Origin of the sequence: Bacillus sp. AFS059628, assembly GCF_002571225.1 — a bacterium.
In the GTDB taxonomy this organism is placed as follows: domain Bacteria; phylum Bacillota; class Bacilli; order Bacillales; family Bacillaceae_G; genus Bacillus_A.
In genome coordinates, this window is sequence record NZ_NVEC01000008.1 from 47,393 (window position 1) to 72,252 (window position 24,860).

The following is a 24,860-nucleotide window of genomic DNA, read 5'->3' on the forward strand; positions in this document are numbered from 1 at the left end:
CACACCAATAACTTTCTTCATATATCGCTCCTAAAAAAAGTGCTAACACAATTATACTAAAATGTGTTAGCACTTTCTCCCCTTTACCTTAAATTAACCGGTAGTAAAACTATCATTACTTAAAATTTCACTTTATTCGCCTTTAAACGCTGGCAAACGTTTCTCTAAAAATGCAGCAATGCCCTCTTTATGGTCCGCTGTTTGTCTCATCGCATATTGGCCGCGTTTTTCAAGTTGCAGCGTTTGTTCTAAATTAGAACGATTTACTTCACATAAAATTTGCTTCGTTTGAACCATCGCTTTGATCGGTTTTTGTGACCATTCACTAATTTTTTGCTTCACAGCCGTTTGGAAATCCTCACCGATTACTTCATCAATTAAACCGATATCAAGCGCTTCTGTCGCTGATAATTTCTTTCCTTCCCAAATAATTTGCTTCGTCATATTTTCACCAACGCGCTTTTGAAGGAAGAAATGGCCGCCACCATCTGGAATTAAAGCGATTCCAATAAAGTTCATCGCAATAATGGATGAAATATCCGCCATCACATAGTCAGCTGTTAGTGCAATGCTTAATCCAAGACCAGCAGTTGGTCCATGAATTGCACTAATAACAAGCTTCGGCATCGTGTATAAAGTCACGACAACTTCAGAAATAGTATTCATAATACCATCAAACTTGCTTTCATCATTACTTGAAAGCATCGATTTAATATCTCCGCCCGCAGAAAAACCGCGGCCGTTCCCGCATAACACAACAATGTGTGCAGAACTCTCCGCTACTTCTTTCAGTTTTTGTAATAACTCTTTTAATGTTGGCTCATCTAATGCATTTAACACCTCTGGGCGATTGACCATAACCGTTGCAACGTGCCCTTCATATTTCACAATGACAGATTCTGTTTTACTTGTTACTTCCATTATATACCCCTCTTTTCTACACAAAGATTATACTTATATAATTATAGAAAGGAGGTGAAAAACCCTTCTTTTTTCTTAATTTTCTGTCTAATAATCACGAAATTTGTATATAGCCTTGTATAAAACATACAATTTCGTTGAAAAATATAGAAATTAAAGTCGTTTTATCCATGCTTTTCATCTATTTACCATTGCAATGAAATGGTGTATCCTTAAGTTTGATGCAAAAAACAAATATTGAAATTCATTCGCCTTACTATATAAAAAAGGCTTTATGCCCATCTCTTGGGTGTTGAAATAAAGGAATGAAGAACTGGAGGAACATATGGTTAATAAGTTGAAACAAACGGATAACTACTTCCCAAATTTCCTATTGCTATTCATTGCGTTTCAACCAATTTTAGATTTATTAACATCTTTTTCAATCTATGTATTACACATGAGCGCAACAGTTGGAATTGTAGTCCGTTTCGCCTTTATGCTTCTTGCATTAGGATACCTACTTCTTCATCACAAACAACAAGATGCGAAAAAATACATTCTCTATTTATGTTTACTCGGAATTGCACTATCAATCGGTCTTGTAAATAATATGATGGTTAAATCTCCAGTTTCATTTGGAGAAGAAGTGAAATTTATTTTAAAGAGCATATATCCAATTGTGCTACTGTTTGGATATACTATCGTCTTTAAAGAGCTAAAAAATAAAGAATATGTGTTTCATAAAATCATTACATATTTCTTATATGCAACTTTAATTTTAAGCATCACAATGATTATCGCAATGCAAACTGGCACTGATTTCCCAAGCTATCCTCACTCAAAAATTGGCTCAAGAGGTTGGTTCTTTGCTGGAAATGATTTAAGTGCTCTCTTCGCGATTATGTTCCCAATCGTTGTCTTATATTCGATTTATAAAACAACTTCTTTCTCGAAAATATATTACTGGATTCCAACAATACTTGCGATGTATGCAAGTATTATGGTCGGAACAAAAGTTGGATATGGTGCAATTGTGCTAACATTAAGCGTAGCACTTTTCTTCTCGTTCATTGAATATATGATAAACCGTAAAAAAGAAAAAAAAGGATTCACATATCTTGTAAACACCATCGTTGCAGCAGTTGTACTAGGAGGTTTAATTGTTCTTACACCGCATACTCCTATCGCAAAAAATATGGGAATCCACATGCAAATATACGAATACAAAAAATCAGTACAAGAAGAACAAGATAAAAAAGAAGGAAAAGTAATTAAAGAAAATCCAGAGGATGCTAAAAAACACGCAAAAGGTGAACTAACAGACTCTGAAGTGAAGAGTTTAATTTATAGTGATCGCGACAAATTCTTAAAAGTATACAAACAATACTATAAAGAAGCACCGCTCTCACAAAAACTTTTTGGAATGGGTTACGCTGGTAACTACACAGTTAAAATTAAATTAATTGAAATGGACTTCCATGACCTATTTTTCGCCTTTGGAATTATCGGTTTCCTTATTTACTTAATACCGCTTCTATACTTCGGTATTAAACTATTTATCCGTATGATTACAAACTTTAAGAAAATTATAACCGTAAAATATATGCTATTAGCTAGTACACTTATCCTATCACTTGGCATTGGCTTTATGTCCGGTCACGTATTAACAGCGCCATCTGTTAGCATTTTCTTCGTCGTTATACTTGCCTACTTAATTGTTGATTTAGAAATAGAATAAGAAAGAAGCAGCATCTATTTGGATGCTGCTTCTTTCTACTCTAGTCATAATTGGTTTTGCTCGCTTAATTAAATTTTTTGTGGACTGCTAAAAAAGATCGAATCACATTACAATTCGATCTTTGAAACAAAACTATTTCCTTCTATTGAAACGATGCATGAACCTGCTCGAGCACCTCATCAATATTATCCTTCGTAATAACAATACCGAAATCTTTCGGCACATTACGATCTTCTTCCTTTACAACTTTATGTGCAATCATCTTCCCGATTTCTGGCCTGAAATGATGTCCATCCATATAATTATCTAAGTTCTTTGTTACTGAATTTAAATACATGAAATGATGTACTTCTCCAAATACATCAACAGCATCATGGAGCCATCTTTTATAATCTTCCCAACGTCCTGATTGAATCATCGTACGGAACAATGGCTCTGAAACAGGCGTTGTAAAAATATAAAACTTTGTATTCGGATTATGAGATTTCACAGTACCTAATATTCCCTTCATATTTTGATACTCATAATTCCCACCATAGATCTCTCTACTAAATTTATCTACTTGCGCGGCAATTTGTGTGTCACGCTCTTCTTTCGTATACTCACGCATCGATTTTATGTTATCGCGATTATATACATCAATAGTCTTATTGTGATGAATGGAGTTTTGAATTGTATTTCGGGAATATGTAATTCCATCCATACTCACATACGATTTAATTGGATATAGTAAGCTTTGCGCCTCATTAATATATACTGCTGGCTTTTCAAAACCGATTTCTCTATTTTTGTTCGTTCCAAGGAAATCTAAACCAATCACAATAGAAGATAATTCACTACCTTTTCGCTCTTTTGCATATTCAATGTACGCATCGTACTCACGCGGATCTGTACTACTTACCGCATAATTAAATGCGTTTAATCCGGTAAAATCATTTTCATTGATAAACGTTGTTCTACTACTTCCAAGTATAACGCCATCATAAGTAAACGGACGATATGTTATATAATTCGTTTTTTGTTGTCTCTCATTAAATCCAAACTGAACATCATTCCACTTATTTTTATGCGAGAATAACCAAAGTGAATCTGCATAGCCGTTAAATATTCCAACACCTGCAAGTGGGACAAAAACACATACAAAAACGAAAATAAGCCACTGTTTGTTTTTCATATTCTCCACCTAGAAATTAAAGTATAAAAACTCACTAATACTCGTTAAATGTAGCACACTATACACAAGTAATATTGCAGTAAATAACGCCGTCCATACTGTCGGGCGGAATGAGTCTTTTAACTGAATTGAATTTTTTAAAAAGAAGCTAATACATAATGCTCCGAAAATATATGCTACTATTTCCGTATTTAATAATGAAACATGGTATGCTTCAGTGAATGAAACACCGTACTCTTTTAAAAATTGTAGTTTTTCAATAATAAATACCGGGAACACACTATTTGCTAGTTCGAATCCATTAAATCCAAACATTCCTTTTAACACCTTCACCGCATCATGCATCGATGTTGCTCTAAAGAATACCCATGTTATATTAATGAAGAAAAACGTCACGAGCCATCCTGCCCAGGCCGGCATGCGCCCTCCTGCTTTATTCCACAAACGATGAACGACAGAAGCTAATCCGTGCAGAAATCCCCAGAAAATAAATGTCCAGCCAGCACCGTGCCAAAGTCCACTTATTAAGAAGACAATCATAATATTGACGTATGTACGCGTAATGCCTTTTCGATTTCCGCCAAGAGAAATATACACATATTTCGTTAAAAACTGGCTTAATGTCATATGCCAACGATGCCAAAAGTCTTGTATACTCACCGCTTTATAAGGAGAATTGAAGTTTTGAGGCAATTTAATATTAAACATTAACGCAATCCCAATTGCCATATCGCTATATCCGCTGAAATCAAAGTATAACTGGAATGTAAACGCTAATGATGAAAGCCACGCTTCAACAAAGGTTAGTGACTGCTGTACATCAAACCCTTCCCGTACGACAGGAGATAAAACGTCTGCAATCCCTACTTTCTTGAAAATACCGATGGCAAATACAAAAATACCGAGAATGATATAATTTGATTGCCAACGCTTCTTACTACGATCAGCAAACTGCGGCATAATTTGCGCATGGTGCACAATCGGACCTGCAATAAGTTGCGGGAAAAATGTTACGAACAGAGCGTAATCAAGAAAATGACATGCCTCCGTTTCCCCGCGATATGTATCTACTAAAAAAGCAATCTTTTGGAATGTATAGAAACTAATTGCAAGCGGTAACGTTAATGATAATAATGTAAAATGAGTTCCAAATAACGAATTCACATTTTGCAAAAAGAAATCATAATACTTGAAATAACTAAGCATTCCTATATTAAATATTAAGCCTACTGTTAAAAGGAGTTTACTCTTATGCTTCACGAGTCTCATTCCGATAAAGTAGTTCACAATGAGCGATATTAACATAAGCGGCAAATATTTTATATTCCAATAACTATAGAAAAATAAAGATGCTGCCACAAGCCAAGCTTTCGCTAAAGTAGTTTGTCCCAATTTATTTAATAGAAAATATAAAAGAAATGCTATCGGTAAAAATAAAAAAATAAACTCAAACGAGTTAAATAACACACCATCTCTTCCCTTCTAAACAAATCACACCTTATTCATCTTATCTTATCCAGATAGTGGGTGTCAAAAGGATTCCATACCGCTTTCCTTCTATTATATGGGATAATTATTTTAATTGAATTATTAACATGCTAAAATATTAAAAGCACTATTATAAAAAAGACTATATAATAGATATGTCGGTTTTTTTGTACGAAATGTATTTCAAAAAAGTGAGGAGAGTCCTTTGGTATTTAGTAGTTCGATTTTCTTATTTATCTTTTTACCTCTCGTATTATTTCTCTATTTTATAGTGCGTGCCGAGCTACGTAATTTCGTATTACTTGCATTTAGTTTAATTTTCTATGCATGGGGCGAACCACGTTTCGTTCTTTTAATGCTCTTTTCCATCGTATTAAACTATTGCTTTGGCCTACTCGTGCATCATTATGATAAACGAAAAAATATGAAAGTCACATTTTTAATTATGGCTGTGGTCGGAAATATTTTATTACTTTCTTATTTTAAGTATATTTCCTTTTTCACAGACATTTTAAACAACGTCTTGCACTTATCTATTCATGTGGAACCTATTCCACTACCAATTGGAATTTCATTTTATACATTCCAAGCGATGTCCTATGTCATCGATATATACCGTAAAGATGGAGATGTTCAAAAAAATCCTCTTAACTTAGCGCTATATATATCTATTTTCCCTCAGCTTATTGCCGGACCAATTGTTCGTTACAATATCGTCGCTGAACAAATTAAAACGCGCATCCATTCTTTTGAACGATTCACAGAAGGTATTCAAATTTTCGTTCTCGGATTAGCAAAAAAAATATTAATTGCCAATCAAGTCGGATTTGTCGCCGATAAAATATTTGCCTTACCACCATCTGAAATAAGTGTTGGAACGGCATGGATCGGTATTATCGCCTACACCCTGCAAATTTATTTCGATTTCTCAGGATACTCTGATATGGCAATTGGACTTGGAAAAATGTTCGGATTTGATTTCCCAAAAAACTTCAACTACCCATACATCTCTAAGTCTATTTCAGAGTTTTGGAGAAGATGGCATATTACACTTGGCTCTTGGTTCCGCGATTACATATATATCCCGCTCGGCGGAAACCGCGTTTCAAAACTAGCGAATTATCGTAACCTCTTCATCGTATGGGGATTAACTGGTTTATGGCACGGAGCGAGCTGGACCTTTATCGCCTGGGGCTTATATTACGGCTTTATTATTTCAATTGAAAAAGCTGGATTTGAAAAAATATTAAACAAACTATGGAAACCGTTGCAGCATGCATACGTATTATTAGTCGTTATGATTGGTTGGGTCTTCTTCCGAGCTGACAACTTCGCATACTCGTTCCAATATTTAAAAGCGATGTTCGGCATAGGTGGGCAATCTTTCATTGATGACAATACAATGTTATACGTACATGAATACATTATCGTATTTCTCATTGCCTTTATCGCAGCGACACCAATTTTAAAACGAATGAAAAACATACTTGAACTTGCGCCTAAAGCGTATATGTTCACTATGCAATTTGTACGTCCTATATTATTACTAACATTATTTATGATTTCGGTTATGTACTTGATTAACTCAACATATAATCCATTTATTTATTTCAGGTTTTAACTGATATAGGAAGGAAAAGTTATTATGAAAAAATTGGGGAACCTCATCCTGTTTATCGGTTTTCTCACCATTATCTTTTCATTTGGCATATTATCGTTACTCAAAACAGACCGAGACATTTCACCAGTTGAAAATCGACCGCTCGCTCAAAAACCAGCAGTTACGAAAGAAGCGCTCCTAACTGGTAGCTTCTTTAAAGATTTTGAAACATACACAAATGATCAACTAATTGGACGAGATGAGCTTATTAAAAACTATACGATTACTCAAATTAATATGGGGAAATCTCTCATTAACGACATTATTTTGACTGATGATAAATGGCTCCTGAAAAACCCGGCGTGGACAAAAAAATATAATGAAATTGACCAATCCATGCCTGCTATAAAAGATTTATCTCAGTTTTCAAAAGAACAAAACGTTGAGTTTTACTTTGCTTTACCACCGTCAAAAACGAATGCATTATCATTTAAATTACCTTCTCATATTCACACGTATGCACAGGACAATTTAAATTACTTTCTAAAGAAACTACCAGCTGACGTAAAACCAATAAAACTTATGGAACACTTTAAAAAGAACTATACGAACGCAGAAATACAGGACATGTATTTCAAAACAGATCATCATTGGAATATGGACGGTGCCTTCTTAGGCTACCAATATATAATGAACACAATTGGGCGACAATCTTCTATATATAAAGGAAAAGAAATAAAAAAAGAAGATTATATTCGTACATGTGCGCAAAACAAACATTTAGTTGGAAGCTTCAACAACCAACTATACCAACTCATAGATGCAAATGGTGAAAAATTATGCTACTACACACCGAAAGACGGTTTCAACTTCACAAGTGTGATGGCAAAAGATGTGCAAGGTAATGTTCATCAAAATTTAGATGAACTATACGGCATAGAAAAACAAAAAGATACAACATCATACGCAGGTTATTACACGAACGACTATCCAGAAATCGTTATCGAAAATAATAACGCACCAAATGAAGTACGCGCCTTAGTCCTAAAAGACTCATTCGCAAATGCAATCGTGCCACACTTAGCACAAAACTTTAAGCATACATCCATCCTCGACCTGCGCCACTATCACGAAAAAGATGTATATCAATACATGAAAGACAACAACATTAACATGGTATTGTTTGTGTATAGTGATTCAAATTTGAGCGGGGATATGTTTAAGTTTAAGAAATAGAAAGAAGCCTCTTGTACACGCACAAGAGGCTTCTTTCTATTAAAAAGTCAGTGGGGATTCATCCCCACTGACTTTTCATTCTATCTATAATCGACTTATAGATTTGGGTTATTAAGAACGTTCACGTGTACAGCTTGTGAACCGATTTCGCTTGTAATAACATTTTTATCTTTTAATACTTTGAATACTAATGTACCTTTGTCAGTGTACTTAGTAGTTAAAGTATCGTAAAGGTCTGCCTTAAAGTTTGGAAGTGCAGAATCACTTGTTTGAGATACTGTTACATCTCCAAGTTTTACATCGCCAGCGTTAAATACAGCATCGCCGTTTCTATCTAAGTAAAGTTTACCTTGCTCGTCACCAGATTTTACAACACGTACTTTATGTTGTGTTTCTTTCGTTAAGTTAATACCTTTTACGATATCATCAAGGTTACTCTTCTCAAGTTCTAACACAGTACCGATGTTGATTTTCTTCTCAACGAAGTTTTCTGTTTGAACTGGTTTGAAGTTTACAGATTTAATAGCGATTGTCTCTTGAACGATTTCGATTGTCGCTTTACCAGCAGTTGCACCATTTTTCGTTAAGTGGATATCAACTTTACCTGGTGCTTTACCTGTTACAACAACTTTATTTCCAACAATTTCAGCTTCAGCTACAGCTGGATTTTTAGACTCAACTACATAACCTTCTAAGTTTTCAGGATCAGAGTATACGCGATCTGAAGTGTACTTAGATAATTGATACTCAACTTTGTTAGAAACATTTAGATCAAGTTTTGTATCAGGTGATTGGCCGTATTGACCTACTTTAGATACAAGTTCAAAGTTTTTAAATGCAACGTTACCTTCTGTTACATTCACATATAATGAGCCTAAAGTAGCACCGTTACCGTTTTGGAAGTGAACTGTACCTTCGCCTACTTCGTTACCTGTAACCGATACAGTTTTTGTACCGATTGAGCCAGCATCCGTTGTTACTACATCTAATCCACCCTCTGCAACTACACCTGTTTTTGGAAGAACTTCTTTAATTGCAGCTGAGTTAGCACCAAATGGATCGCCATATTGGTCAGTTGTTACGAATGTAACAGGTAATGCTTTATTTTGAACAACTTGTAATTTGTCTGGGTTAGCTTTTACTGATACTAATTTACGAGAATCAGTCGTTACTTTAAATTTAACATCTTTCGTTACATCACCTACTTTAATAGTAAGTGTAGCTTCACCAGCAGCCTCAGCAGTAATGTAGTTGTTTACTACAGAGATAATACCGTGGTTTGAAGATTTGATGCTAATTGATCCTGGATCCACTACTTTATCTTCTCCAGCAATTGTAGCAACTAATTTATTAAGAGATGCTTTTTCACCAACAACTAAGTTTTGGCTATTTAAAGCAAAGTCTTTACCAGCAAGCTTGCTACCATAGTTTACAACCCCATCATTATCAGCATCTACCGCAAATACAACATTTTTAATTGCAGAAGCTGGTGTATCAAGATTTTTCACTGTAATGATACCAGTGTTAGAAACTGTTAAACCACCGCGTTTTGTAACTTGTACTTCTACTTTGTACTCACCTTGCTTAATACCAACAGCTAATTTACCTGTAGTAGAAGTAGCTTCTCCACCTTCAAAGATGTTTGCTGGTGAACCATCTAAGTTATTTGCTACAAATTTGACATCATGGTTTGCTAAGTTTAAGTACTCAACATCAGCATAACCTTTTTCATCGTTTAATTTGAAAGCAACTGTTTGACCAGCACGATCATCATCAAATGTAAGTTTTTCTACTGCTAATTTTTTCACTTCATATACGAATTTCGTTACGAATGATTGGTTTTTCACTTTTACAGTAAGGTCTTTATTTGGAGCTACTTTACCACCAAGTGTTACAACTGCAGAAGTACCATCAGCACTTGCTTCAATCGCAACTGCTTTGTCTCCTTCAAGAGTTACATCATCAGCAGAAAGTTTGTCTAAGCCAGTACCTGTTAATGTTAATTTCGCTGGTTCAGAAACTTTCACATCAGTTACATATGCTTGTTGATTATCTTTTTTGCCATATTTTTTATCTGTTAATGCAATAAATTGAGCTGCTTCTGCACGAGATACAGATTTATTCGGCTCCCATTTATCACCAGTACCTACAGAAATTCCAAGGTTAATTAGGATGTTTGCTTTTTCTTCACCCCAATGATCTAATAAATCTTCAAATGTCGTAACTAACTCGCCGTTAACTTTATCTTTTAAGTTATAAGCACTTACTAACATAGAAGCGAAAGAAGCACGGTCAATCTTTCCATTTGGATAGAAGTTTTCTTTGCCGTCACCTTTAACGATACCAGCTTTTTCTACTGCTGCGATATATTTAGCAGCCCATGTATTTTTAGCATCTTTGAAAGAAGGTTGAGCATTTTCATCAACTGGTAAATTTAAAATTTTAGTGAAGATTACAGCCGCAGAAGCACGATCGATTGATTCGGTTGGACCATATGTACCGTCTGGCTTACCTGTAATTGCACCTTTATCTACTAAGTAGTTAATAGAACCTTCTGCCCAATGTCCAGCTGGAACGTCTGGGAATGTTTTACCTGCTGCTGCTACTGGAGAAACAACACCTGCTACCATTGCTGCTGTCATTGTACCTGCGATTACTTTTTTGTAAGAGTTAGTCTTTGCCATTTTATAAATTTCCTCCTTCAGGAATATGCTACTAGTTTCATATCATATTAAATTTGAAAACTAGCTAGTTAGAAAAGCCATAAAACAAGAAAAACAAAAATACTATAATGAAAAGTAGTTCACTAATAAAATGATAAAAACCGTTAGATGTAAATATAAGGTTTAAATACCATTTTCTGAAACAAGTTCATCATACTATACAAAACTATTCGTTATCAAGAACTTTATCAAAAGAAAATTCGACACATTCTGATAATTCAGTCTTTTTATTGTATTATTATTATATTAATAATACCCAAATATAGAAATGAACAAACTTTTTTCCTATAAACCACTCTCACTATCCCTCGTATATTTTTCATATCGAATACACAATTGGAATTATAGCACATATTTCCAATTCATCACCTAAATATTTTTTACAATAAATACAATTTTCAGACTATATTCGACTGAAATTATTATATTTCGACATTTTATTCTTCTTTTCGAATGATTTTTTAACAGAAAAAGGTGTTAATTTACAAATAATTTACATATCAATGAGGTATTCTTCTATTTTTGAAAACGCTTTCTATTTCTTTCTCAATAAAACCATTCCCTTCAATCTCAAGTGTATATGAAATAAGTGCAAAATAAAAAGCCTATGATACTCATAGGCTTTTATTGATCATTTCATGTATCAAATGACTTTTAATTATTTTGTTGCAGGTTTTGCTTCTTTAATAGAAACTGCAACTTGTACAGCTTTATCGAATTCCACTTTTTGTGTTTTTCCTTCTTTTACAACTGTCAGGTTTTTCACATAGATAGATGTTGCACCTTTTGCACCAACAGTACCATTTTCAGCTACAACATTTGTGTCAGCAGAAACAAATTCTACATTAGAAACTGTTGCTTTTGCTGTAGTTGCAGGTACACCATCAACAGATAAGATATTTAAAAGTGCAGCTTTTAAATCAGCATTTGGAGCTACTTCTTTAAGAGATGTGCTTGTAAATTCTACTGCTAATCCTTTAGCAGTTGGTGCTGTATCAACAACTTTGAATGAATGAGTTGTGATTAATTTACCATCTAGTACAACTGTTACTTTATAAGTTTCACCAGCTTTTGCACCTTGACCAACAGTAATTACACTGTTATTTTGTACAGTAACTTGTGCATCAGTTGCAGCTACTTCTTTACCTTCTTTGTTTGTTGTTGTTACTTTTAGTTCAGCTGCTTCTGCACCTTTTAATACTAATCCATTTGCATCTACAGGAAGAACTGAAACAGTCATTGCATTCTTTTGATTTTCCTCAGTAACATATTTATCTAATTCTTTTTCTAAACCACGAACTTCGAATTTAGAGAATACACCTGGAGCTTTTAATTCTAGAGCTAATGTAGCTTTTGCTTCTTTTTCACCAGATTTTGCAGTTAATACAACTGTATAATTACCAGCTTCTTGACCTGCTGCATTCAGAACTAATTCTTTGTTCACATATTTAGCTTCTAATTTTTGCTCTTTTAATTCTTTACCATCTTTATCAAGTACTTTCACTGTTACAGGAGCTGTAAACTCTTTACCGTATTGATCTAGTACTGGAGCTTTTACTTTTAAATCTGTTACATCTTTTGTAGAAAGCGCTACGTTAGTTTTTTCTAATTTAATTTCTTTCATTGCTTTTTGAGCAAAAGCTTCAATTTCAACTGTTTTTGAAACAAGCTCTTTACCATTCGCATCTTTAACAGTTACTTTTACTGGTGCGTTTCCTGCAGATAATACAGTTACTTTACCAGTAGCTTTATCTACTACAGCAACTTCTGTGTTTAATGACTCATATTCAACTTTTCCAGTTGTTACTGCATTAAATTGATCTTTCAACTCTACTTGAACGTAAGCGTTGTCGCCTTCGTAAACTTTATTGTTTTGTTTGAAATCTTTAGAAGTAAAGTCAGCTTTATTTTGTTCTGCAACTGTCCAGTTAGAGATTGAAGCTACTGCAGCACCTTCAGCAGAAACTTTTACTGTTTTACTTTCAGCTACTACTTTACCGTCTTTTTTATAAACAGCTTTTACAGTAGTTGAAGTACCTTTTGCTAAAGTGATTTCACCTTTTGCATTAATTTTTTCTGAAGCTGGAGTTACAAATTCGATACCTTCTGGTGAAACAACTTCAGTACCGTTTTCATCTTTAACTGTGAATTGTAATGCAGTTGGCTCATCAGCTACAACTGTTTGGTCAGCCATTTCGATTGTTTTTGCTTCTAAAGAACCTACAACTACTTCAGCTTTACCAGCTTTGTTTACATCTACAGTGTAAGTTTGTTTAGCTGCTAAGTTACTATATAATTCAACTGTAGCAGATTTTTTATCTTCTGATAAAGTTACTTCTTTAACTAATACTTTATCGTTGTTAGCTTTGTTAGTTACTTTGATATCTTCTTTAGTTAATTTTTCAACAGATTTGTTGAATTTAACTTCTACTTTTTGAGTTGTAACTGCTTTTGCAGATTCAACTGTTGTTGCTGTTGTACCGAACTGCTTGTCAGTCTTAGCAATAAATTGAGCTGCTTCTGCTTTAGTTACAGATTTATTTGGCTCCCATTTGTCGCCAGTACCAACAGAGATTCCTAATTTAACTAGGATGTTAGCTTTATCTTTACCCCAGCTATCTTTTAAATCATCGAATTTAGTTTCTAGAGGACCGTCTACTTTAGTATCTAATTTGTAAGCTGATACAAGAAGAGATGCCATAGAAACGCGGTCGATTTTTCCGTTTGGATCGAATTTTCCGTCGCCTTTACCTTTAACAACGCCAGCTTTTTCTACAGCTGCGATGAATGGAGCAGCCCAGCCCTCTTGAGCGTCAGAGTAAGATGGTTTAGCATCTTTATCGATTGGTAAGTTTAAGATTTGAGCCATCATTGTAGCTGCTTCTGCACGAGTTAATTCTTTTCCAGGCTCGAACATTCCTTTGTCGTTACCTTTAACTGCGCCTTTTTCTACTAAGTAGTTAATAGAATCAATTCCCCAGTGATCAGCTGGAACGTCTGGGAATGTTTTACCTGCTGCTGCTACTGGAGAAACAACACCTGCTACCATTGCTGCTGTCATTGTACCAGCGATTACTTTTTTGTAAGAGTTAGTCTTTGCCATTTTATATATTTCCTCCTTAGGAATGTAATACTAGTTCCATCAGTTTTTAAATAGGTATTCTATTTATTTTTGAAACTAGTAGATATAAATGTGGTTAAGATATCCTTTATACAGAATAATATAATATTCCATACCATAGAATTACACACCATTTTTATCCAATTAAAAACATCAAATTCGACAAAAAAGTGAATTTTCGCAATTATGAACGATCGTTTTTTCGACTTTTATTTTAAAAATCCAGATTATAAAATCAGAATATTTTAAAAAAGTAAAAAACGCGTCAGAATTACATTTTTAACAATATTTTCATAACCATTTACAACTATAGCAGAAAAACGTTTGCAATTTCAATATCTAATTATAAAGATATTATGACATTAATCGACAACCTATTTTTCTACAATTCGACATTTTTCTAAGCATTAGATTTTTCAAAATCACCATACCTATTTTCTTATAATTTATTAAATAAAACGCTTAATCCTAACATTCACTATATATTAATGTTAGGATTTTCAAACATACATCTTATCTCTCAAACTTCTTTTTTTATGAGCACGCATGTAAAACCCCTTATTAAATTCGACATTTTTATACAAATTTTTATTTTCTTTCGACATTCTCTTTTTTTCAAAAAATAAAAAGAGGATGTCCTCTTAAATTAAGGTCACATTCCTCTTTTTTCGAACTCTTTTGAATTCAGATCACTTATGATGTATCGAGATGCTGTTGAAATTTGCTCTCGTAATTCTTCTACTCTTTGTTCCAATGTTGCTTGTACATATTCTTTTTGTTCTAGTTGCTTCATTGCGACATTATACAAAGTTTCAGCTGTCCAGTCACCATCTACGTTTCCGATAATCGGCTGATTTACTTGTTGTAAAAATGAATCGATCTTTGGATCATATGAAATACCGACCACAGGAATATTAGCAACCGCAGATAATATGAGCGCATGAAGTCTCATACCGATTAGAAGCGAACATTCCGACAAAATTGAAATTTTTTCATGAATGTCCAGCTTATATGGAAGCATATGAGCTTCTTCTCCCATTAAGTTAATAATATCGCGTGACGCATTTTGATCAAATGGTCCATGCATTGGTACGAATAAAATATGATATCCATCACGCTTAAATTTTTTCAGCGTATCCGCTAACTTCTTCATATAATCTTCTTTCGCGTCCCAATACCTCACACTAACTGCAATTACTTTCCCTTGAATTGAATGTTTTTGCAGCCACTCCGACTTCATTCCTTCTGGTTGACATGCCAATACTGGATCTGGAACTAGTTCGATATCCTTCTTAATACCAATCTCTTTTAAATACAAAAATGAATCTTCATCACGAACTGATATATATTCCGCTTTTGATACTTGCCATTTCACTAATAAACGATTTTGCCTTTTCGTAATTGGACCAATTCCTTGCGCATAAATATAATACGGCTTCTTCAAAAAACGAGCAATTCGCATAATACCTGTATAATACAAAATACTTTTAATACTCGTTTTATCTTGCAGGAGGCTTCCCCCTCCGCTAATTAAGCCATTACTTCTCTTTATTTCCTTATAAATTGCTCTTATATCCCAACGATTTACTGCCTCTACACCGTACATTTTTCTTGTATAGTCGGGGTCATTCGAAAGTACAACAAGCTCAAGAGTAGGATCCTCTTCATGTAGCGCTTTAATAATTGATTGCAAAATTGCTTCGTCCCCAACATTATAAAAACCATAATATCCTGATAAAACTAACCGCACTCTTAATCTCCTCCAACATTTCGCAATCAACTTTTTGTCATGCAACAAATTGCTATCAACTCTTTAATAAGAAAAGTTGGATAACTTCAAATTGATTTCTTTCACAAACATATAAATAACCATACCCATTTATGGACAAATTTACTTACGTAAAAATGGGATTTGCTTTTTGGATATCCAGTTCAACTTTAATGCGCATATGCCATAGATGAACAAAGCCACACAAAATGCTAAACCACTATATATTATTGCAATAAGTCTAGAATCTACCACATTTATGAAAGTAGATGTAAAGTATAATCCTATCCCTACTATACTAGATACTCCAATTACAGCAAAAAATCTCCCCACATGAATCGAATAAGCCAATTCTTTTCGAATGTATATATAGTTTACGATACAAATCATGATATATATAATCAGTGTACTATAAGCCGCACCAGTTATGCCAAATTGACTTACGAGTACTATATTTAATATGACTTTTACAAAACTCGCTCCAACAACGATCCACGCTGCCTGTTTAGAACGGTTAATTCCTTGCAAAATCCCTATTGATAATACCATAATTGATGTGAAATACGAACTACCAATTAAAATAGCTAACATTCCGCTCCCTTTAGCATCTGTAAACAATCCAACATTTAACGGGATTGTAAGTGCCATGAGCCAGATTGTTATTGGTGTTGTTAAAACATGAGCAAGCTCGTTTGTTCGTTCAATTGTTTGTTTTGCTAACGTTATATCTTTCTTTGTTAATGCAGCAGTTAATAACGGGATTAATGGAAATACCATCGCACTTGCAAACACGACAATTAATTGTGTAAACGCAAAGCCACGACTATATATACCAAATTGTTCTTGAATCGTTGTAGTAGATTCATGCAACATATGTGGAATCGTTACAGAATCAACTAAATTTAACACCGGCATCGATAATGCTCCAATTGCAATTGGAATCGAAACCTGAAGTATCTTTTTTGCATTATCTTTAAAATCTTGTAGTGAATATGTATGACTTTTATAACGATATATACTTTTTACATACTTCGATCTCAAATAGATAAGTGACGTAATTACCCCAAGGCAAGAACCAATCATTGCGCCGCCTGTTACAACATCACTATCTTTATTCCAAGATACAAATAAGAATGCAATTGCTAACATAAAGAACACACGAATGAACTGCTCAATTACTTGTGACACCCCGGTAGGAATCATATCTCCAAAACCTTGGAAATACCCTCGATATACCGCCATATATGGTGCGATTAATAACGCAAACGAAGTTACAATTAGTGGGAGTCTCGTATCTTGTCCACCAAGCATATTTGCAAACATACTTGATCCAATCATAATAACTGAAAATCCAAGCACTCCAAATATTACCCCAATAATAGATGCTGAAGTAAATAGTTTGGCAATTCCGTCCTGGTCATTCCTCTCATGAAGTTCAGCGATTAACTGTGATATAGCTAGCGGTACTCCCGCTACTGATAAAGTTAAAGCTATCATATACACAGGAAACACAAGGCGAAAAATCCCCAGCACTTCATCTCCTGCTATATTTTGTAATGGGATTTGAAAAAAACTTCCCAACACTTTCGATAGAAATGTTGTAATCGTTAAAATCGCAGCGCCTTTCACAAACTTATTATTCATCTTCTAGCTCTTTTCTTTCAATATATAATTTCCATACCTATTACATCATAAAACGAGATAACTATATTCTTCTCTTTTTTGAAAAATTTCACTTTATCTCATTTAGCTATCATACCAAAATTCTTATACATTGAATACTCTCTTTCTTTCTAGGTTTTAAATATAGTATGTACAATAACACCTTATTTATATCCAGTTTTTTCTTCAATTTACTACTTCTACTTATTCGGGATAAACATGTGCTATAATGTAGCTATTGTCAGTAAGAGGAGTGTTTACAACATGCTGAATTCGGTAAAAAAGCTGTTAGGAGATTCTCAAAAGAGAAAACTAAAAAAATATGAACAACTTGTTCAAGAAATTAATAATCTAGAAGTAAAACTATCTGATTTATCTGATGAAGAATTACGTCATAAAACGATCACATTCAAAAACATGCTTCGTGACGGAAAAACAGTGGATGATATAAAAGTTGAAGCGTTCGCTGTTGTACGTGAAGCAGCAAAGCGTGTACTTGGATTACGTCACTACGATGTGCAATTAATTGGTGGCCTCGTACTATTAGAAGGTAATATTGCAGAGATGCCAACGGGCGAAGGAAAAACATTGGTTTCTTCTCTTCCAACGTACGTACGTGCTCTTGAAGGAAAAGGCGTTCACGTTATTACTGTAAACGACTATTTAGCAAAACGAGATAAAGAATTAATTGGCCAAGTTCATGAATTTCTAGGTTTGAAAGTTGGATTGAATATTCCTCAAATTGATCCTTCTGAAAAGAAACTTGCTTACGAAGCTGATATTACATATGGTATTGGAACAGAATTTGGCTTTGACTATTTACGTGATAATATGGCTGCTTCAAAAGATGAGCAGGTGCAACGTCCCTATCATTTTGCTATTATCGATGAGATTGATAGCGTTTTAATTGATGAAGCGAAGACGCCTCTTATTATCGCCGGTAAAAAATCAAGCAGCTCTGATTTACACTATTTATGTGCAAAAGTTATTAAATCATTCCAAGATACTCTTCATTACACATACGATGCAGAAACGAAATCTGCTAGTTTTACAGAAGATGGTATTACAAAAATAGAAGATTTATTTGATATCGATAACCTATATGATTTAGAGCATCAAACTTTATATCATTATATGATTCAAGCATTACGAGCTCATGTCGCTTTCCAATGTGATGTTGACTATATTGTACATGATGAAAAAATTCTACTTGTAGATATTTTCACGGGCCGCGTTATGGATGGTCGCTCTTTAAGTGATGGTTTACACCAAGCTCTTGAAGCAAAAGAAGGCTTAGAAATCACAGAAGAAAACCAAACACAAGCATCCATTACAATTCAAAACTTCTTCCGTATGTATCCAGCACTATCTGGTATGACAGGTACAGCAAAAACGGAAGAAAAAGAATTTAACCGTGTATATAACATGGAAGTTATGCCGATTCCGACAAACCGTCCAATCATTCGTGAAGACAAAAAAGACGTCGTATACGTAACAGCCGATGCAAAATATAAAGCTGTACGTGAAGATGTTCTAAAGCACAATAAACAAGGACGCCCAATTTTAATTGGGACAATGTCTATTTTACAATCAGAAACCGTTGCCCGTTACTTAGATGAAGCAAATATTACATATCAATTATTAAATGCAAAAAGCGCAGAACAAGAGGCCGATTTAATCGCTACAGCTGGACAAAAAGGACAAATCACAATTGCGACGAATATGGCCGGACGAGGTACTGATATTTTACTAGGTGAGGGTGTTCATGAACTTGGTGGATTACATGTAATTGGGACAGAACGCCATGAATCACGACGCGTTGACAATCAACTAAAAGGTCGTGCTGGTCGTCAAGGAGATCCAGGTAGCTCTCAATTCTTCCTTTCTTTAGAAGATGAAATGCTAAAACGTTTCGCACAAGAAGAAGTAGAGAAATTAACGAAATCACTGAAAACAGATGAAACAGGACTTATTCTAACTGCTAAAGTCCATGATTTCGTGAACCGTACACAATTAATTTGTGAAGGTAGCCATTTCTCAATGCGTGAGTACAATTTAAAGTTAGACGATGTAATCAATGACCAACGTAACGTTATTTATAAATTACGTAATAACTTATTACAAGAAGATACAAATATGATCGAAATTATTATTCCAATGATTGATCATGTTGTAGAAGCCATTTCTAAGCAATACCTTTTAGAAGGTATGCTTCCGGAAGAATGGGATTTTGCTAGTTTAACAGCAAATATAAAAGAAATTTTACCAGTAGAAAACATGCCATCACTATCAGCGAATAATGTACATTCACCGGAAGATTTACAATCCGTTTTGAAAGATACATTATCTCTTTATAAAGAGCATGTAAATGAACTAAATAGCAATACTGATTTACAGCAGTCGCTACGATATGTTGCTCTTCACTTCCTAGATCAGAACTGGGTCAATCACTTAGATGCAATGACCCACTTAAAAGAAGGCATCGGGCTAAGACAATATCAACAAGAAGATCCTACTCGTCTGTATCAAAAAGAAGGTTTAGATATCTTTTTATACACATATGGTAATTTCGAAAAAGAAATGTGTCGCTATGTTGCAAGACATTTAGGGGTTCCTGAAAACGTACAATAACGAGGTGAAAGATTATGTTATCATTCCTAAAAAAGGCTAAGAAAAAAGGAAAAGATACAACTGTCTCTAGTAATCAATTATTCGGACAAGAAGAAACAAATACTGAAAAGAAAACTGTAAAGCCAACGCTTTACTTCCACCCAAGCTGGGGTGCAGTAGCACAAGAACAAAAATACATTTATCAATTTTTACATAAAGAACTACCACGTTTAGAAGAATATCAAATTTCTTTATCTGGAATTGAGATTGAAAAGCGTGATAACGGTTATGACATAGCTGTATTTATTCGCAGCACTGTTCCGAAACCAATTTCTTTCGAAGAGGTTACATTAATCCTTCTAAATAAAGAGAAAAAACTATGTGCACGAAAAACATTTAACCTTTCTGCATTAGGAGATATTCCTGCAAATGTAAATATGCCATTTATCTTTACATTTGAGCAAGAAACAATTACAGATGCTGAATTATCGCAAACAGATTGGGAATTAGCATTTGAACTTGAAAGTAAGCATGCATTAGATTTAGATCCATCTTGGGAAGCTCAGTTACCTGAAGCAAGCAAAGAAGCTTTACGTAATTTCGTAGACAATTTAACACCTCCAAATGATGGTGAAATGAACTTCCTAGGTCTGCAAGCTGCAAGAAAAGAAAACGGTGATTTACATACAACGCTTCTTATTCGTAACGGTTGCAAAGACACGATTCAACTAGAGCAACTTCCTCTTCATATCGAAGATGCATCAGGTGCTGTTGTCGTTAAAGGTGCTTTCACATTACCGAACCTTAAAATTAAAGCGAACACGACAAAACCGTGGTCATTTGTCTTCCCTGCTTCATCTATATTAAAAGAAGATATGGATCTATCTTCTTGGAAAGCATTTGTACCACAAGACTAATAATAAAGAGAGGCTGCTTCTAAAAGCAGCCTCTCTCATTCTTCATACAAAAACCCTGTTCAAAAAGATGGTCATCACACCTCTTTGGACAGGATTTTTATTTATGTAAAATTTATTTCGTTACTAATAAACGTTCAATATGATATTCAGCTTCTAATTTGCACATGTCATCTACATGCTTCACTTTATTTCTCTTTAATTGCTCTACTTGCTCTTCGCTCGGTTTTTCATTAATAAACTCGTTAATTTTTTCATTTACTTTCATCGCTAATGCTTGATGGAAATCTGGATGTCCTTTCAACTCATCATCTACTTTATTGATCCAAGTTGATTTTGTGTATAAATACTGTTTCCACTGTTCAACAAATTGTTGCATATCAAACTTCTCTTCGTTCCATTCAATGTCTTTCATGTACTTCTCAAAAGAAACAACAATTGAGCGTGTAATCCCAATTTTCACTCCGTGTGGTAACTGTTTGTACATCAATTATTCCCTCCAGCTTAAAGCTCTTCCTTCTGAAAAAAAGGAATCTCAAAATTCATATACGTTATTATAATATCACATTCCTAATCTAGAATGTTAATATACTGCTAAGATTAATAAATGTCAATAACGCCGAAATATCCATATATAATGATATTAAATATACAAAAAGAGACCCTCATAAGAGAGTCTCTCCTTATATAGCCTCAGCTTTTACAAACTGTAATTTATCTTTCTGCTCATTACTCGCCATCGTTACTAATGTGTTTTCAATATGAGCAGGTACTTGTTCTAGTGTCACACTCGCACCTACTTTATCCGACTGCTCAACAAAGTTCAACAATGCCATAGCTCCTGATACATCCATATAGCGCACATCTTTCATACGTAAAACAACCGGAGACTTTACGTCTTGTAAAGCATAAAAAACGCGATCCACTGTTAAAAATGAAAGTGGTCCTTTAATTTTATATGTTGCTTCCTTCTCTTTTACAATAGAAGCTTTACGTTCTTTACATTTCATCATGTATATAATGAACGAAAGAATAATACCGAACGCAACAGCAATCATTAAATCAAACTTCACTGTGACAACCATTGTTACGAGCATAACAATAACATCGCCTTTTGGTGCTACATGCATTTTCTTCATGCTTTCCCAATCAAACATGCCAATACCAGTTAAAATTAAAATACCCGATAGCACAGCAAGTGGTATGTATTGCACGACTGACCCAAGTCCCATAATGAAAATAAATAATATAACACTATGCATACTTGCTGAAAGCGCCGTTTTACCACCACTTCTTATATTAACGATAGACCGTACAGTTGCTCCTGCCCCTGCTAATCCGCCAAACAATCCGCTCACCATATTACCAATACCTTGTCCGACCAGTTCTTTATTACTTTTATGACGCGTACCCGTCACATTATCCATTACAACCGATGTTAACAACGAGTCAATCGATCCTAATAAAGCAATACTAAGCGCTGGTAAAATAAGTTCTGCGATGCCTGTTCCACTTAAAGATGGAATATGAAGCGTCGGCATTGCTTCTGGAATCGTTCCAATCTTCTCAATCACCTTATTTAATGACAAGTTTCCGATAAACGGTAACTTCACTGTAAGTCCTTCTAAAGCCGAAGAAATGAAAGGAAGCATAGCTGTCACACCTACTAATGCAACTAAACTAGATGGAATGGCCTTAATCCATTTTCCAGAAACAATCATGACAATAATCGTTAATACTACGAGTAGAAAACTATTTTGCACATGCTTCATTTCACCTAAAATAATAATTAATGCGATACCGTTCATAAATCCTGAAACGACAGAATACGGAATGTATCGAACGTAAGAGCCCAGCTTACATACACCGAATAAAATTTGAAACAGCCCCGCCATCATAAATGCTATAAAACTCGCCTCTAATCCGTGCGTCGCAATAACCCCTGTTGCGATAACAGTAATCGGCCCAGTTGGCCCCGTAACCTGCCCAGGTGTACCACCAAATAACGCCGCAAATAACCCTGCAAAAATCGCACCATACAATCCGACTAGTGCTCCCTCAGACGTTCCCGTTGCAGCAATACCAAATGCAATGGCAAGTGGCAACGCAACAATCGCAACAGTAAAACCTGCTAAACATTCCTTTGCTATTTTTTGAAACATATAAATAACCACCTTCACATTAAGTCCACATTCCATTGTACACCTAAAAGAATACATTCGTTAGTCCACTTTTTACAGTATCGTGACGTAAACGTATTCAATTGTAAGCTTCTGCCGCATCTTTGGAAACTTTTATAACTATGTTATAATGAACAAATTAAATCTTTTATTATATATTTGGAGGCACTATGCTAACTTTTGAAGAAAAATTATCGATCATTGAATCTTTCCCAGAATTAGAAAGAAAAAACGTATCATTAAAACGCGTGAACTTTCACTTTGAAGAAAGTCGTTTAGATAAAAAGAACGTTGTTTACCACTTACATCCAAATGGAAACGGCTTTGTATATGCAAGTGGTATTAAAGGTTACAAAACGGATGATAAAGGTATGGTTAACATCCGCGAATTTTCAGCAGATGAATTACGCTCAATAATCGAGCAATCAATTGAATTACTTTCACAAGAAGAGGTAATAATTCCTGCAGAACCTGCGAAAGAAGAAGAATGGCAGAACGAAGACGGTCATATCCTTACTCTTATCTCAGAGGACGATATGTGGAACGTGTACGCTGGTGTAAACTTAGACGGTACATTCAACTCTTATCCAGAAGCTGCGGAATACCTTGATGAAGAAGGATTTTCACGTAAATAAAACTAGAAAGTGGGCATTCCAACATGACCATCAAACAATGTTGCGAATCCCATTTCATTCAACAATTTTTATAACAATAAAAAACCCTCAAGTATATGAATGCTTGAGGGTTTTTCAATTAAAAAGTAGAACTGCTGAAAGTTCTTACATTAAGAACAAAGTGGAATTATTCCTAAACCAATTAATAGAGCTGCAGCAGCTGCTGGAATTGGTACAGGAATTTGAATACCTTCTACAAATAAGAAGTATTGACCACTTACTATTTTAAAACAAACTAATTGCATGGCTATTCCTCCCTTCTGTTAGATTAATACATCATATTAATCTTATTATCGATATAATTAAATAGTTTGTTTTTACGAAAAAGTTACTATGTTACAATCTCTTCACCTTTCTTTTTGACTATATAAACTCCTTCCTCACACTATCTCTGTTAATTTTCATAATATGATTTAGAGGAGGATTAAAAATGAATACAACTGCTAGATTAATAAATTGGAAAGAGCATGGAGATATGATTATTTTGGAATGTGAATCAAATGGAAAACGCTTCGAGATATCAACGTATAAACAAAGAATATATAATGCCCACCTTTTGTCAGATGACGTTTATGTTCGTTTAGATTCATCTGATAATATAATTGGAATAAATATTTATAAAAAATAAGAAAAGCCCCCTATTTTTAGGCGGGCTTTACCTTTATTACAAAATAACAAAGTATACTCCCTTTTTCTTATGAAGTTTATGTAATTATACATATTCACAAAAAATAAACTAAATGAATATTACATGTAGTAAAATATAACTTGTGGACACGTTCTATAAAGCAGATTCTTTTAAAAGGCGTAACATATCAATCATTATAGGGGATGTGGCGTTACTCCAATACTAAGTTTAAATCTCTTGTATTTTTTAAACTAACAATTAGTGTATATAGACGATTCTGTTTTATAGTATGTGTTTACACTTATAACAAAGGGGTAATACGGATAGATTCGTATGAAATGAAGATGGTTCAAGTCGGAAAGAGGCACCTTAAGGTGTCTTTTTTTGTACATCCCTTTAGTTCTTTCACATTGTTTCAACTGCACGAATTACTCTTCTTTA

At 34.4% G+C, this 24,860-nt stretch carries 17 protein-coding genes; 7 read left to right on the plus strand and 10 right to left on the minus strand.

Annotated features, from left to right (window positions below):
- Positions 1–132 precede the first annotated feature (132 nt).
- Positions 133–921 carry an enoyl-CoA hydratase gene (locus tag COL05_RS05010; RefSeq protein WP_098667804.1) on the minus strand — a complete coding sequence of 263 codons (789 nt, stop codon included), beginning with the start codon at positions 919–921 and terminating at the stop codon, positions 133–135.
- A gap of 325 nt (positions 922–1,246) precedes the next feature.
- Between COL05_RS05010 and COL05_RS05015 the strand changes: the two genes are divergently transcribed.
- Positions 1,247–2,641, plus strand: a complete 1,395-nt coding sequence (locus COL05_RS05015; protein ID WP_098667805.1) for an O-antigen ligase family protein — start codon at positions 1,247–1,249, stop codon at positions 2,639–2,641.
- Between the two features lie 142 nt (positions 2,642–2,783).
- Here the strand turns inward: COL05_RS05015 and COL05_RS05020 are convergent, their stop codons facing one another.
- Both COL05_RS05020 and COL05_RS05025 read right to left on the minus strand, forming a co-directional pair.
- Positions 2,784–3,815: a hypothetical protein gene (locus COL05_RS05020; protein WP_098667806.1), complete on the minus strand. Its 1,032-nt coding sequence runs from the start codon at positions 3,813–3,815 to the stop codon at positions 2,784–2,786.
- 9 nt (positions 3,816–3,824) lie between these two features.
- On the minus strand, positions 3,825–5,282 hold the full coding sequence (locus tag COL05_RS05025; RefSeq protein WP_098667807.1) for an MBOAT family O-acyltransferase: 1,458 nt from the start codon (positions 5,280–5,282) through the stop codon (positions 3,825–3,827).
- A gap of 226 nt (positions 5,283–5,508) precedes the next feature.
- Between COL05_RS05025 and COL05_RS05030 the strand changes: the two genes are divergently transcribed.
- Complete coding sequence (locus COL05_RS05030) at positions 5,509–6,924, plus strand: MBOAT family O-acyltransferase (RefSeq protein WP_098667808.1); 1,416 nt, start codon at positions 5,509–5,511, stop codon at positions 6,922–6,924.
- A gap of 24 nt (positions 6,925–6,948) precedes the next feature.
- Positions 6,949–8,139: a secondary cell wall polysaccharide O-acetyltransferase PatB1 gene (gene patB1 / locus COL05_RS05035; protein ID WP_098667809.1), complete on the plus strand. Its 1,191-nt coding sequence runs from the start codon at positions 6,949–6,951 to the stop codon at positions 8,137–8,139.
- Positions 8,140–8,234: 95 nt separating this feature from the next.
- On the opposite strand, the gene ea1 is transcribed toward patB1, so the two are convergent.
- The 4 genes from ea1 to COL05_RS05055 form a co-directional block, all read right to left on the minus strand.
- Positions 8,235–10,823 (minus strand): S-layer protein EA1, encoded by a 2,589-nt coding sequence (gene ea1 / locus COL05_RS05040; protein ID WP_098667810.1) that lies wholly within the window; start codon positions 10,821–10,823, stop codon positions 8,235–8,237.
- A gap of 697 nt (positions 10,824–11,520) precedes the next feature.
- Entirely contained in the window at positions 11,521–13,965 is a 2,445-nt protein-coding gene (gene sap / locus COL05_RS05045; RefSeq protein ID WP_098667811.1) for an S-layer protein Sap, read from the minus strand.
- A gap of 670 nt (positions 13,966–14,635) precedes the next feature.
- Positions 14,636–15,733 carry a polysaccharide pyruvyl transferase CsaB gene (csaB, locus tag COL05_RS05050; protein WP_098667812.1) on the minus strand — a complete coding sequence of 366 codons (1,098 nt, stop codon included), beginning with the start codon at positions 15,731–15,733 and terminating at the stop codon, positions 14,636–14,638.
- 141 nt (positions 15,734–15,874) lie between these two features.
- Entirely contained in the window at positions 15,875–17,395 is a 1,521-nt protein-coding gene (locus COL05_RS05055) for a putative polysaccharide biosynthesis protein (RefSeq protein ID WP_098667813.1), read from the minus strand.
- A 282-nt stretch (positions 17,396–17,677) separates the two neighbouring features.
- Between COL05_RS05055 and secA2 the strand changes: the two genes are divergently transcribed.
- Positions 17,678–20,044 (plus strand): accessory Sec system translocase SecA2, encoded by a 2,367-nt coding sequence (secA2, locus tag COL05_RS05060; protein ID WP_098667814.1) that lies wholly within the window; start codon positions 17,678–17,680, stop codon positions 20,042–20,044.
- Between the two features lie 14 nt (positions 20,045–20,058).
- The gene (locus tag COL05_RS05065) at positions 20,059–20,940 is read left to right on the plus strand and encodes an accessory Sec system S-layer assembly protein (protein ID WP_098667815.1); all 882 of its coding nucleotides are present in this window, start codon (positions 20,059–20,061) and stop codon (positions 20,938–20,940) included.
- A 112-nt stretch (positions 20,941–21,052) separates the two neighbouring features.
- On the opposite strand, the gene COL05_RS05070 is transcribed toward COL05_RS05065, so the two are convergent.
- A complete protein-coding gene (locus COL05_RS05070; protein WP_098667816.1) occupies positions 21,053–21,424 on the minus strand; it encodes a hypothetical protein in 372 nt (123 codons plus the stop codon).
- A 196-nt stretch (positions 21,425–21,620) separates the two neighbouring features.
- Complete coding sequence (locus COL05_RS05075) at positions 21,621–23,135, minus strand: SulP family inorganic anion transporter (protein ID WP_142337365.1); 1,515 nt, start codon at positions 23,133–23,135, stop codon at positions 21,621–21,623.
- Positions 23,136–23,287: 152 nt separating this feature from the next.
- On the opposite strand from COL05_RS05075, the gene COL05_RS05080 reads away from it, so the two are divergent.
- Positions 23,288–23,752, plus strand: a complete 465-nt coding sequence (locus COL05_RS05080; RefSeq protein ID WP_098667818.1) for a hypothetical protein — start codon at positions 23,288–23,290, stop codon at positions 23,750–23,752.
- 149 nt (positions 23,753–23,901) lie between these two features.
- Here COL05_RS05080 and COL05_RS31740 read toward each other — a convergent pair whose 3' ends face one another.
- A complete protein-coding gene (locus tag COL05_RS31740) occupies positions 23,902–24,036 on the minus strand; it encodes a hypothetical protein (RefSeq protein ID WP_001177692.1) in 135 nt (44 codons plus the stop codon).
- A 185-nt stretch (positions 24,037–24,221) separates the two neighbouring features.
- Between COL05_RS31740 and COL05_RS05085 the strand changes: the two genes are divergently transcribed.
- A complete protein-coding gene (locus COL05_RS05085) occupies positions 24,222–24,419 on the plus strand; it encodes a hypothetical protein (protein ID WP_098667819.1) in 198 nt (65 codons plus the stop codon).
- The last annotated feature ends 441 nt before the right edge of the window (positions 24,420–24,860 follow it).

Bases quoted from the DNA above. Each gene is read 5' to 3' on its own strand.
- COL05_RS05010 (WP_098667804.1), bottom strand. From the start codon at position 921: ATGGAAGTAACAAGTAAAACAGAATCTGTCATTGTGAAATATGAAGGG.
- COL05_RS05015 (WP_098667805.1), top strand. From the start codon at position 1,247: ATGGTTAATAAGTTGAAACAAACGGATAACTACTTCCCAAATTTCCTA.
- COL05_RS05020 (WP_098667806.1), bottom strand. From the start codon at position 3,815: ATGAAAAACAAACAGTGGCTTATTTTCGTTTTTGTATGTGTTTTTGTC.
- patB1 (WP_098667809.1), top strand. From the start codon at position 6,949: ATGAAAAAATTGGGGAACCTCATCCTGTTTATCGGTTTTCTCACCATT.
- ea1 (WP_098667810.1), bottom strand. From the start codon at position 10,823: ATGGCAAAGACTAACTCTTACAAAAAAGTAATCGCAGGTACAATGACA.
- sap (WP_098667811.1), bottom strand. From the start codon at position 13,965: ATGGCAAAGACTAACTCTTACAAAAAAGTAATCGCTGGTACAATGACA.
- COL05_RS05055 (WP_098667813.1), bottom strand. From the start codon at position 17,395: ATGAATAATAAGTTTGTGAAAGGCGCTGCGATTTTAACGATTACAACA.
- secA2 (WP_098667814.1), top strand. From the start codon at position 17,678: ATGCTGAATTCGGTAAAAAAGCTGTTAGGAGATTCTCAAAAGAGAAAA.
- COL05_RS05065 (WP_098667815.1), top strand. From the start codon at position 20,059: ATGTTATCATTCCTAAAAAAGGCTAAGAAAAAAGGAAAAGATACAACT.
- COL05_RS05070 (WP_098667816.1), bottom strand. From the start codon at position 21,424: ATGTACAAACAGTTACCACACGGAGTGAAAATTGGGATTACACGCTCA.
- COL05_RS05075 (WP_142337365.1), bottom strand. From the start codon at position 23,135: ATGGAATGTGGACTTAATGTGAAGGTGGTTATTTATATGTTTCAAAAA.
- COL05_RS05080 (WP_098667818.1), top strand. From the start codon at position 23,288: ATGCTAACTTTTGAAGAAAAATTATCGATCATTGAATCTTTCCCAGAA.
- COL05_RS31740 (WP_001177692.1), bottom strand. From the start codon at position 24,036: ATGCAATTAGTTTGTTTTAAAATAGTAAGTGGTCAATACTTCTTATTT.
- COL05_RS05085 (WP_098667819.1), top strand. From the start codon at position 24,222: ATGAATACAACTGCTAGATTAATAAATTGGAAAGAGCATGGAGATATG.